This is a genomic window from Bradyrhizobium sp. BR13661 (genome assembly GCF_029892425.1).
Lineage (GTDB): Bacteria > Pseudomonadota > Alphaproteobacteria > Rhizobiales > Xanthobacteraceae > Bradyrhizobium.
Genome location: NZ_JARXWB010000024.1, coordinates 48419 through 59830, shown reverse-complemented (window position 1 = coordinate 59830; position 11412 = coordinate 48419). Strand labels below are relative to the sequence as shown.

At 57.1% G+C, this 11412-nt stretch carries 8 protein-coding genes and 2 pseudogenes; 5 read left to right on the top strand and 5 right to left on the bottom strand.

What is annotated here, in order from left to right:
• Positions 1-236: 236 nt before the first annotated feature.
• Positions 237-800, bottom strand: coding sequence for a hypothetical protein (locus M2427_RS30480; RefSeq protein ID WP_168470983.1), 564 nt, complete (start codon positions 798-800; stop codon positions 237-239).
• Positions 801-978: 178 nt separating this feature from the next.
• Between M2427_RS30480 and M2427_RS30475 the strand changes: the two are divergent.
• Positions 979-1088: pseudogene (locus tag M2427_RS30475) on the top strand (transposase); the annotation flags it as partial.
• Positions 1089-1300: 212 nt separating this feature from the next.
• Here the strand turns inward: M2427_RS30475 and M2427_RS30470 are convergent.
• Both M2427_RS30470 and M2427_RS30465 read right to left on the bottom strand, forming a co-directional pair.
• Positions 1301-3409: a carbohydrate porin gene (locus M2427_RS30470; RefSeq protein WP_168470984.1), complete on the bottom strand. Its 2109-nt coding sequence runs from the start codon at positions 3407-3409 to the stop codon at positions 1301-1303.
• 1688 nt (positions 3410-5097) lie between these two features.
• Positions 5098-5340 (bottom strand): DUF2171 domain-containing protein, encoded by a 243-nt coding sequence (locus M2427_RS30465; RefSeq protein WP_021078717.1) that lies wholly within the window; start codon positions 5338-5340, stop codon positions 5098-5100.
• A gap of 114 nt (positions 5341-5454) precedes the next feature.
• Here M2427_RS30465 and M2427_RS30460 point away from each other — a divergent pair, with 114 nt between their 5' ends.
• Positions 5455-6141 (top strand): ZIP family zinc transporter, encoded by a 687-nt coding sequence (locus M2427_RS30460; RefSeq protein WP_021078718.1) that lies wholly within the window; start codon positions 5455-5457, stop codon positions 6139-6141.
• 323 nt (positions 6142-6464) lie between these two features.
• Here the strand turns inward: M2427_RS30460 and M2427_RS30455 are convergent, their stop codons facing one another.
• Together M2427_RS30455 and M2427_RS30450 are read right to left on the bottom strand one after the other, a co-directional pair.
• The gene (locus tag M2427_RS30455; RefSeq protein ID WP_021078719.1) at positions 6465-7772 is read right to left on the bottom strand and encodes an Nramp family divalent metal transporter; all 1308 of its coding nucleotides are present in this window, start codon (positions 7770-7772) and stop codon (positions 6465-6467) included.
• 589 nt (positions 7773-8361) lie between these two features.
• Positions 8362-8625 carry a hypothetical protein gene (locus M2427_RS30450; protein WP_146160394.1) on the bottom strand — a complete coding sequence of 88 codons (264 nt, stop codon included), beginning with the start codon at positions 8623-8625 and terminating at the stop codon, positions 8362-8364.
• A 497-nt stretch (positions 8626-9122) separates the two neighbouring features.
• Between M2427_RS30450 and M2427_RS30445 the strand changes: the two genes are divergently transcribed.
• From M2427_RS30445 to M2427_RS30435, 3 genes and pseudogenes are all read left to right on the top strand, one after another.
• Positions 9123-10412, top strand: a complete 1290-nt coding sequence (locus tag M2427_RS30445) for a tetratricopeptide repeat protein (protein ID WP_021078721.1) — start codon at positions 9123-9125, stop codon at positions 10410-10412.
• Positions 10413-10580: 168 nt separating this feature from the next.
• A pseudogene (locus M2427_RS30440) lies at positions 10581-11158 on the top strand (IS5/IS1182 family transposase); the annotation flags it as partial.
• A gap of 59 nt (positions 11159-11217) precedes the next feature.
• Positions 11218-11385: a hypothetical protein gene (locus M2427_RS30435; protein ID WP_168470982.1), complete on the top strand. Its 168-nt coding sequence runs from the start codon at positions 11218-11220 to the stop codon at positions 11383-11385.
• The last annotated feature ends 27 nt before the right edge of the window (positions 11386-11412 follow it).

The window sequence follows — 11412 nt, the reverse complement described above, 5'->3', positions numbered from 1 at the left end:
CGCTCCTACTAGCTCACCTGTTTTAACCGCTTGTGGCCTAATTTGAGTTTCGTAGTGGCCCGTTATGGAGTAAGGATCCCATTGGTTGCTTGCTTGCGGAGGCTCCAATGTGTCGCATCCGCTTCCCAATGTTGGTAATGGCGTTCACGGCCGCAACATGGTCAACTTGCCAAGCCATCGGGTCTTTTCAGACTAAACCGGCGTTTCCCGTGGTGATGGTTGGTGTAGCATCTCCGTCAACCGTCAGATTGCCCGATGTGTCCGCACGCGATCTCGTTGGCGGCTGCGGTAGGGGTCGCATCCGCGATCATCAAACACATGGTTGCCGTGGACCGGCCGATATCAGGTAAGGCATCGGCCAGTAAAAAAATCCTGTCGAAGCCCGTTGCAGTCGAGCCGGGTTGTAAGAGTGTTGCATTCTGAGACTTTATTACGAGAGGGCTTCCTCGCCGACTGAAACTGCCGCACTGGTCTACGGCAGTTACCGGATGTTGACACCACGAGGCGGTTGCGCCGGTGGCGCCCCCTCGTTGAGGTGAGGTAAGGTATGGTCGATGGGTGGTCGCTTTTGGACTGACCACGGCAACGGCCTTGCCGATATGCCTCGTCTCCCGAGCTTCGCCCAACGCGACCCTTTCGATCTCCCACAGGCCGGCTTGGTTGCGAAAGATCGCGGCGATTTCACGCTGGCGATACGCTTGTTTGATGAGGCGCTTCAGCGTGACCTGTTCTCTGAGGCAATTTAGTTTGCCGGAAATCGGGTGTGCGGAAGGGGATTCCTTGCAAATTTGATTTGTCATTCACGCGCCTTTGAGAGCTTTGGCGAGGGACCAGATGCGGCCGCCGGCACGACGGGAGAGCAGGATCATTCCGCGGCTCGATCAGATCATCTGAAGCATCCGCTGGCGGCGCTGGGGCGCACGGTGGAATTGGGGGTTCCTGGAACGGGAGTCTGGGGCGGTCTACACCGATGATCCGGGCCGCCCGCCACTGCCGACGCGATTGATGGCGGGGCTGGGGTGATCCTCAAGCGCGCCTATGACCTCTCCGATGAAGCGCTCTGCGAGCGCGGGGTTGAGAACCCCTACTTTACCCGCAGCCTCCACGCCATGCACTTGAAAGACGTGCTTGGCGAGAGCCGATGGTGGTAGGATGCATTGTGGATTACTCCTCTCTTTGTTGCTTCGGCAACACTCTGCCACATTTGATGCCGTCGAGTGGGTGTCATCCACACCATCATCGTGATGCTTCATATGCTGATAGTCGCACTGGGATTAACCGAGAGCGCGATCAGAATTGCTTAGTATTGCGAATGCACGCGAAAACTGAGCACCGAAACTGGGCCTCGGTCGCGATTGTACGCTGGATTTGCGATGAGCTGATAGTCCAGCGTAACCTTCGTGGAAAATACCGGAAAACTATAATAAGTCTCGAATATTTTTTCGCTGCCCGGATTTGGCAGCTTGCCATCGCCAACCAGGATTCCAAGTCCGCCGGCATTGAGAAACGCTTGGTGCACGCCGGAAATCCCGTTGACGACACCGGCTATGCCGAACGTATCGTTATCCCGCCCCCACTGCTTTCCGGAAATCGATAGGCCGGCGGCGACGGTTCGATCGACGTCGGTGAATTCATAGGGCTCCTTACTGCCATCCGCGACCCCGGCTCGGACAAACAGGCCGACATTGGGGATGAGTTGCTGCTCTAGATTCATGCTGATGCCGCCACGGCTTTGGTAGCGCCGCACGGCGGCGATATCGGCGGGTCCTCCGTTCACTGCAGCCAACTGGATCGCGTCCTGGAAGCTTCCCATCCGGCCGCGTGTCAGAAATCCGCTGATCGCGATTTTCCCGGGTTGATCCCAGATGGCATATCGCCGCTCGATCTCGCCGACCCACTGGAACTGTCCGAACTGTGAATCGAGGTGGGTGGCATTCGGTGCGATGGATAGATCGAATAGGCCGGCGCGCAAGGTCCAGGGACCTTGGTACCATTCCGCGGCCGCGCCGACGGTGTAAGCCCAGGCGTCGGCCGCATAGTCGAACGTTCCGGTGTCGATGATGGTCCAGTTCATGAAATCGACGCGAGGATCATGGGCGTATTTATTGGTGTCGAAGATATCGCCGACGCTGAATTTTCCGACAGTGAACACCAACCGATCCGAAGTCTGCGACCCGGAAAACTGGTTGAGCCCGGCATCGACTTTCTGAACCTCGCCGCCGAGGTCGATGGTCTGTCGCAGGAATGCCCGGTGCAGACGCGTGTACGGGTAACTCGCCCCGACTTTGTAGGCCTCGCCGCTTGGGAAACCCGCTGCGCCGACCGATTTGCTCAGTCCAAAGCCCTGATCTATTTCCGGATTGACCCATGCTTCGGCGCCCTCCCAGAGCCGGACGCCTGCGTACAAGGTTACGTCTGCAGTCTCGCGGCCGATATTCGGTGCGAGACTGTTCTGGCCGCTGTAGGGAGCCCGAAATGGAGGGGCATACTGATTGACGTAGGTGGCTTGGGCGTGGAACGCGACGCGGTCTGTTTCCAGAGCGGATGGGCCCTTGGCCAGGAAGTCCGATATGTGAGCGTTATCTCCACCGATCCGGTAGTTCACACCAAGCCGGACGCTTTGCATGGCGAGGTCGGATGCGAACACCTCCGCTGCGGCCGGGAATGTCACGCCCTTGCGGCCAAATCCAGTCGACAGATACTCGGCTTTTGCGGTCCAGTTGCCGGTGAGCGGAATCTCGATGCCCGCTCCCGCGGCCCACCCCAATCGCCACAGCAGCCTCGTGTCCACGGTTCCCGGCGTTGCGAAACCGCCAGCGGGAAAACCGGTCACCTGATCCCGCGTTGCCTGATTGTAGGTCCAGGCCAATCCTCCCGTTCCATAGAGGAGAAAATGCTCGAACGCGTAGCCGAGGCGAGCGCGGGCACTTCCGTAATGGATGACCGCCTCTCCGTAGATCACTTGGCCGGTCAAGGGCGAGGTGACCGTCTGACTGCCACGCACGGAAAAGGGTACCTGCACGTCCGAATTCGGAAAGCTAGCGTCGGCCTCGAAACCCAGCATCCAGCGAGACTGAAAAACGTAATTATACCCACCCTGCAGTCCGGCGAAATAGCTGCCCGTTCCGCCCATGAAATCGAAATTGAACGGAAAATCGAATGATCCATTCAAACCTGGACCGCCGGCTCCCGGCGCAGTTGCGGACCAGTTTGAAGAGCCTTTGATCACCCCGGCATGGGCGCCGATGTACCAACCGTTCCAATCGTAACCAGTCACCTCCGCAGCCTTCGAGACGTAGGGCAAAGGTGCCTTGACCGGAAGGTTTACGGGAAGGTCACCTGCGATCGCGACAGAACACGTCGCAAGCACTATCCAGGTGCCACCCAAAAAGTTGGACACTCGCTTCATAACGCGCCCCGTTACCCAACGCTAAAGTAGACCAAAGAAAGATGACATCCATCCCAAGGCATTATTGCAACTAATTCGCAATTGCAAGAACGAATGGGCATTGAGCGACGCCCGCACTCTTCAATGGACGAGATCACTGCTTCTCAGACATGGTGAAGACTGTTATTCCAACATAAGTCCGATCCCCAAGCCGGTTTTGGCCTGCGTGATCAGTTGTCGGATGATGATCCGAATCGGCGGCCGTAACGTCAAAAGGCGTAACGTCAAAATGACGAGAACGACATAACTCGTCGCCAGCCCCTGTTAACGGTTCGATCAATTGATGTGACATCCTGCTCGACCTTTTGGCGCTTCGCTGGCCGCTCAGAGCCGACCATGCCTCCGAACCGCTCCAGCCATCGCGCTACTTATAAGACAGCTCGAAGACCGCTATGTGAATCCTGCGCTGTCGTCGCGTAGCGCAAGATTGTGCTCGCCAGCCGAAAAACTCCAATGGCTCCCCGACATCGCGCATTTTCGACGGCGGTCCGTATCACGCTCCCGCCGCTCGGGGCCGAACTTGTTGAGTTGCGGCGACGGCCAAGCCCAATCGCTTGCAACCGGAAAGTTGTTCAATAGCCGCTAAGCCAAATTCGAAGGCTGTTTGCGCAAAGGCCTCAAGCTGCCAGTGTCATCCCAGTCGCGTCTCACCGTCGATCAGGGATCGTTGACAAATGCGCATCTGATCCATCGCGGTCCTCTTGGCCGGAGAACAATCAGGCAGGTTCGCATTGCAAGCAACCGTGGCGCCGACGACCCCAGGATCGCCTTGGATGACCGCACCGTCAGGCATAGAGGAAGATCAGGAAATCCCGGGCAATGAATGGCTGGACTGACTTGTCCTGCAGTCCGCCGCCGAACGCGAAAATATAACTCATGCCAGTCAGGCAGCCTAGGGTGCCAATGACCCTTTGAGAAGTAGTAGCGGATCGATTCGACGGCACTTGGTCATATTAGAAACTCAAGCTAAATTGAAACTCGGAAAGACCGATAATTGTGCTCCCTGATAATGCCGTACGGAGTGCATTGGAGTGACTAGATGATTGATCCAGCTCCCGAGCTCCCGGATAACACGCTGATTGAAAGTGTACGACTTCCGCAGAGAATTCGAAACCTACTGAATTCGGCCGGTCTAAAAACCGTCGGCGAGGTTCGCGATAAGGCAGATGCTGAATTTTTAAGTTTGCCGAGTGTCGATAAGAATTCGCTGCAATATCTGCGAAGGACCCTCGGGCTTCCGTCGTCACAGGGAGTTAGCTGCCTCCCATCGGAGCTGCGAGACGGCGATGATGAAGTCAAGTAAACGACTTCATAAACAAGCATGACTGTTGCTAACTTGCGCGATCCTTTCTCAAGCTGCGCTCCAATCAACTTTCGCTGGGCTTCGGCGCATTCGCACATGGAACTATCGGTTGGGTGGCGTCTGACTGCAGCGGTGCGAACGGCGGTAATATCACCTTTCGACCGACTGGCGCCGCGGCATTAGCGCGGATGTTTACCCGGTCCGTCTCGGACTCACTCGCTCATGATTCTCAACCGGCCAGTCACGGGCCCAGATCGAGACGAGCAAGGACGTAATCTACAAAGCTGCTCCGGAAGAGGTCGTGTAAGGCAACGGGCCGACGTTTCTCGCCGGCCCGATCTGCGTCTTACTTTATGCCTTCGTGCTGCCAATGGGCAGTGACTTCCGCGTCGGATTTTGTCAAATGGACGTGCTGGTCGACGTGATCGATCCAGCCGACGGGAATAAAATGATGGTGAACGCCGTCGGGCGAACTCTGTTTGGTCAGCTTGATCTTGTCGGAGCCTTCAAGATGGTCGACTTTGCCGACTGTCTTTTTGTCGGAAGAGACGACGTCCATGTGCTCTTTGATCTGCGAGGTATCTGTCATGGGAAACTCCTTTGGTATAGAAATTAAAAACTCGCTAACGGGGATTAGGTTGCATTTCTGGAAAGAACGTCTCTTACCCAACTCACCGGCGCGGCCGACAGAGCGGAACTCTTAATGTCCGCTTGGATGTACACGCTGATCCCGGCCGTAGCCGTCGTGGTCGGCGCCGCCGCGGCGGTCTGGCGGAAGCCGTCGCCCACATTCGCTGGTGCTATCCAGCATTTTGCCGCCGGTGTGGTGTTCGCCGCCGCCGCCGGAGAGCTTCTGCCCGACATCAAACACCGTCAGTCAGCTTGGGCAGTCATCCTGGGAGGGGCGGCCGGCATTGTGCTTATGCTACTTATCAAGCGCCTCGGCGAAATGACTAAAGGCACGTCCGGTCTCATCGTCATGGTAGCGGTGGATATCTTCATCGATGGACTGGTGTTGGGCATCGGTTTCGCAGCGGGCGCAAAACAAGGTTTTTTACTGACGGTTGCGCTCACGACGGAAGTCTTGTTCCTCGGCCTTTCATTGACCGGCGAACTGTCCGAGTCGATTCGAAAGCCTGCAAATGTTCTCGCCGTCGTTGGCGGGATCGCGATCTTGTTGCCCCTTGGTGCCTCCGTCGGCATCCCGGTTAGCCATCTTCCAAACTTTTGGATCGCGGCCTTCTTTTCATTTGGGTTGGTTGCATTGCTATATCTCGTCACGGAAGAGCTGTTGGTCGAGGCGCATTCGGCTCCGGAAAAGCCGTGGGTCACCAGCCTGTTCTTCGTAGGCTTTTTGCTAATTCTGCTGTTAGATGAGCTCGCAGGCTGAACACCGATCCGGGTCGTCGCCTGTCGCCCCCGGAGATTAATGCGTGCAAACAAGCCTTCTACGTGAGTGGCTCACCAAAGTCGGGTGGGAGATCGCGCTGGCGGTTGCTCTAGCGGCAGTCCTTGCAGTCAGTACGGGTGGCACGCTCTCGCTTGCCCTTCGTTACCTGGCAGGCTTCAGCGGACTGAACTCGCTCGTGCAGGTAGTTCTAGCCGTTGCGCGACGGCGGCCGCTAAGCGCGCGCCTTTCGGAGTGGGACGAAGCAATCGCGCTTGCGACGCTATCGGCTGGATCCCACCTCATGGCCGGCCACATCGACACGATCACATGAAAAACGTGACGCCCATCGCAAGTGCCGCTGCGGCCATGGTGGCGGTCGCGATCCAGCCGAGCCCCGTCAACCAACCACCGATAGTGAATTGACCCATGATCTTCGTGTTGGCGGCCATCAGCATCATTAAGGCCATCACCGGCACGGCGACGATGCCATTGATAACGGCGCACCAAATAAGCGCCTTAATAGGATTGATCGGGGTGAAGTTGAGCAGCACTCCAACGGCCGTTGCCATCACGATAGTGGCATAGAAAGCCTTCGCTTCTTGGGGCTGGCGGGCCAGACCGATCGGCCACTTGCGAGCTTCGCCGACCGCATAGGCTGCCGACCCGGCGAGTACGGGAATGGCGAGAAGGCCTGTGGCTACCACGCCTAGTGCGAAGATCGTCGCAGCGTAATTTCCCGCTATTGGACGAAGCGCCTCGGCCGCCTGGGCGGAAGTTTCGATGTTCGTCACGCCCGATACGTTGAGCGTTGCAGCGGTCGTCAGAATGATAGTCAAGGCGATGAAGTTAGAAATCCCCATGCCGATTAGGGTATCAATTTCGATCCGCTTGATGGCGTCGGGACCCTGTTCGGGCACCCGCTTAAGGACCTGTCGCTGCGGCACGGCGCGAATATCCTCCGCCTCTTGAGAGGCCTGCCAGAACAGCAGATAGGGACTGATCGTTGTGCCGAAGACGGCAACGATCGTCTGGATGTACTCGGTTTTCCAGGTGAGCGACGGCATGACGAACTGGCGCAGCGCTTCGCCCCAGTGCACGTCCACCATGAACAATGTCGCCACGTAAGCGAGCAGCGCGAGCGTTAGCCATTTCAAATAGGATACGTATCGGGTGTACTGTAGCAGGACCTGCAGGCCGATGCAGATAGCGCCGAACAGCGCTACATAGAACGTTCTCGAACCGCCGAGGACTAAACTCGTAGAATCGGCCATGGCACCCAGGTCGGCGCCGATGTTAATCGTGTTTGCCGTGGTCAGCAGCGCAACAAACGTTTGTAGGAGCCAGTTTGGATAATGTTGGCGCAGATTGCCTGCCAGACCACGGCCCGTCGTCCGTCCGATCCTGGCGCTGATCATCTGGACCGCCGCCATCAGCGGGTAAGTCAATAACATGGTCCAGCTCAGCGAATACCCGAACTGGGCGCCCGCCTGACTGTAGGTGGCTATGCCGCTCGGATCGTCGTCCGAGGCACCCGTGATGAGGCCCGGACCGAGGGCGCCGAGCAGCCGCGGCTTGCTGCGGCCGACGACGGGACTAGGACCGGCTTTGGCGGCGCTTTCCGACGAATTCATCCAACCGGCCTCAAAGATCTCAAAAAACTAGGTCCAATTACTCTCTAATACGCTCAAGGCACGACCAAAGTTCCACAATGGCCAAGACGCCTTCATTTGGAAGACGAGGTTGTAGAAAAATGCGCTGCCGCCAATGTATTTTGCTATGTTCTATCTGAACGATCCTTCCACATTAGGCCGAATCTAGCAAAGGTTGACAGGTGGCGTCCCGAAGCCAAACGGCTGTTTTTATAATTGGACTTCTGACGATGACCGCCTTAGTGGCGACCGTCGCCGGTATCTTGCTACATCGCGCATTTCCAGACCACCCTTGGGTTACGGTCGTTGGACCGGTAGGCGCAGCGTTGACGGTGATCGGGTTCGCAAAGAATTTTTTGCCTAGGTGACGCGCCGGTGCGTCGTTCGCTTTCTCGCCTAAAAAAATTCGCCCGGCGCAGGAAGTTTTTTTCCTCGTGGGCCGAATTCGTTTGCAGAATTGGCTAGAAATAAATCGCCGAACGCGCTCCGCAGTCGGGTCGGAGGATGTAAATCGGATTGATGGATGTGTTCGCGTGGTACGCAGTGAATTAACCGAAAGCCACCCGCATCGTTAGCGAACTGCTTCGGTATGTGAATGCGTTTGAGATGAGTTTCCATCACTATCTTCAGAACGCCAAGTAAACACCAATTGGTGGTCGTTCGTCAGGACCCGGTAGCCTTGAGGTTGTGGCCCCTGCGCGATGGAGAGCAAATGTTGACCTATTCGCTTGGCTTCCTCAAGGTACAAGGAGCCGCCTACCACTCGATCAAGAATTACCGGGCAGTCGTGCACAAATCCCAGAATTTCAATCGTGAACGGCGCTTTGTCGGTCATTCTTCGAATATGCGGACGTTAACAGCCCAGTTCAAGCCAATAGTCCAACACGATCGGGACCCAAACTACCGCACAATGTTTTTCAGTCGGAGAGTTCTCGATGGAACCCCCCTGCTGGGCATCCCGTTCCGATTTTCGTGAATTGGGGGTCGGCATCCACCCCAGCGCGACTTCCGCCCAGATCCCTCGGCTTACAGGCGCACCGTTTTTCAACTTAATCGTGCGCGTTGGGGCCGGCCGAATTGTCCTAATACCGCACCGCACCCGACCCCGGTTCTAAGAAGACAGCGCTGTCCTTCAGCTATCAATTGGTCTCCGATCCTGCCTACAATGCCCGACTAGACCAAGTTTGATCGTTAAGGGACGTATGCATTGGAGTTCTGAATTGCTAAATACCGCGGCAAGACAGGAAGCCCGAGCACGATCCGAAAGGAACGATTCCCGCTGGCCCGATCACCCAAGGAGGTGTAGCCGCCGCCTCCGCAAGGTACGATCCGATGCGTAGCATATTGTTGAATCCCGCCAGATTGATCCTTTTCGCCCTGACCACGGCGCTGGGCGTTGCGGTATGCTTGGTCCCGCCCAGTTTCGCGCAACGCGATCCTCTCGATCTCGCTCAGGCCGGCTTCGTTGCAAAGGATCGTGGCGATTTCACTGTGGCAATACGCTTGTTCGACGAAGCGCTTCAGCGCGGCCTGTTCGCTGATAAACAGCGTGGCCTCCTGTTGTACAGCCGGGGCGTCTCTTATGAAGCGCTCGGAATTCGCGACCGCGCGTTGTCGGATTTCGACGCGGCCGTCGCGCTGCTTCCGGATTTCCCTAATGTCTACCTCTATCGAGGGATCATCTGGGGCGAGAAGAGCGAATACCAGCGCGCGATGCAGGATTTCCTGACGGCCAGTAAATTGAATCCAAGCGATCCGCTTGCTTTCAATAACCTTGGAAACGTCTATGAAAAATTGGGAGATATTGATCTCGCCATCGAAAACTTTGGCCGCGCGATCCGCTTGCAGTCCGACTACGCCCAAGCCTACTACAATCGCGCCCATGCTTATGTGTTGAAGCAAGACGAAGAACGCGCCATCGCAGACTACGACAAGGCGATCTTGTTGCAGCCGACTTACGCCGAAGCGTATGTCAACAGGGCAATCGTGAAATTCTTGCTCCGAGATGTCCAGGGCGCTCTAGCCGATCTGGATACCGCAATCAAACTCAATCCGCGCGACGTCTCCGCACGGTCAAATCGAGCAAACGTGAATCTGGCAATCGAAAAATATGGTGAGGCGTTGACCGACTTCGATCGCAGCTTGGCGTTGGATCCCGGCAATGCAGCCACGTACTTGGGAAGGGGGCGGGCGCATCTATTCTCAGGCGCCATCGACGATAGCATTGCGGATCTTAAGACAGCCGTACGACTGCGCCCTTCGAACCCCTATCCCGTTATTTGGTTGCACATTGCCCGGGTTCATAAAGGGGAATCCGACCGCGAAGAATTTGCAGCGAATGCAATGGCCGTGAAACGCGGAGCGTGGCCGGGGGCAATGCTGGATATGTACCTCGGGCTTCTCGATGCGGACAAGGTCAAAGCTGCTGCCCAACAGGGCCCAAGCCGCGAAAAGTCCAAACGCCAATGCGAAGCGAATTTTTTCCTGGGCGAACTGGCGCTGCACAACGGCCAAATCGAGCAAGCGAGAGATGCTTTGCGCGAGGTGACGTCTACCTGCGGACCTGCGGAAACGGTCTACAGCGCGGCGGTGGCGGAGGCCAAGCTGTTACCGCGGCAATAAAGTGCCTTGCGAAGGCCGGGCTTCTACCACCCAGCTGCGCACCCGCCGAAGCGCACTTCCCCTATTGCTTGACATGTCAGTGGAGGCGTTACAACGGTTTACGATGCCGCGAGAATGGCCCGCGCCGGTCTAGGTGGTGTGAACTCTAGGGATTCCCTTTTAGGAGTTTTCCAGCACGTCTTCCCGCACGAGCGCTCGGACCTGAGCCATTGGCGCAAGCGGCTTGGCGACAAGCTGGAGCTGCTGCTGGCCGAGAGCTTGCGGGTGGCGCATGGGGCCGGCGCGTTACGCAGCCAGGACCTCAAGCGGGTCACAGTCGACACCACGGTGCAGCCGAAGGCCATCACCTTCCCGACCGATGCCAAACTGCTTCATGCGGCCATCAATCTGGCGATCAGGCATGGCGTCAGGCTTTGGAAATCTTATTCTCGCGTCGCCAATTCCGCCGCGATGATGGCGGGCCGCTATGCCCATGCCAAACAATTCAGGCGGCATCAGCGGCAGTTGCGTATCCTGAAGAGCCGGCTCGGCCGGATCATCCACGACATCGGCCGCAAGATCGAGAACCAGCCAGCACTAGAAGAGGCGTTCGCCCTGCCGCTTGGCCGGGCCACGCAGATCCGCTCGCAACAGCAGCGCCAGCGCGGCTGGAAGCTTTATTCCTTCCATGCCCCCGAGGTGGAGTGGAGTGCATCGGCAAGGGCAAGGCCAGCGCGCCTTACGAGTTCGGCGTCAAGGCCTCCATCACTTTATTTCGTATGACCTCCGAACAACCTACCCAAAAGAAGCCACACAGAAGCGCGGCGTGCTGGACGTTTCTTCAAAGCGAGCGGCGCGTGGATCAGTGCCCGTCACTCTCGATCGTGAATACGGCTTCACGCAAATTCATGCCCCCATGAAGGAACTGAAAGAAGATCATCACTGCCTGATCGAGCGTTCAAAAGAAACGGACGAGTGTGGCTTCTACAGTTAAAGCAGCTCTCGCTTCGGGAAATAATAC

Excerpts from the sequence above, each read along its gene's own strand:
- M2427_RS30445 (WP_021078721.1), top strand. The coding sequence starts at position 9,123 with ATGCGTAGCATATTGTTGAATCCCGCCAGATTGATCCTTTTCGCCCTG.
- M2427_RS30455 (WP_021078719.1), bottom strand. The coding sequence starts at position 7,772 with ATGAATTCGTCGGAAAGCGCCGCCAAAGCCGGTCCTAGTCCCGTCGTC.
- M2427_RS30465 (WP_021078717.1), bottom strand. The coding sequence starts at position 5,340 with ATGACAGATACCTCGCAGATCAAAGAGCACATGGACGTCGTCTCTTCC.
- M2427_RS30460 (WP_021078718.1), top strand. The coding sequence starts at position 5,455 with ATGTCCGCTTGGATGTACACGCTGATCCCGGCCGTAGCCGTCGTGGTC.
- M2427_RS30480 (WP_168470983.1), bottom strand. The coding sequence starts at position 800 with ATGACAAATCAAATTTGCAAGGAATCCCCTTCCGCACACCCGATTTCC.
- M2427_RS30450 (WP_146160394.1), bottom strand. The coding sequence starts at position 8,625 with ATGACCGACAAAGCGCCGTTCACGATTGAAATTCTGGGATTTGTGCAC.
- M2427_RS30470 (WP_168470984.1), bottom strand. The coding sequence starts at position 3,409 with ATGAAGCGAGTGTCCAACTTTTTGGGTGGCACCTGGATAGTGCTTGCG.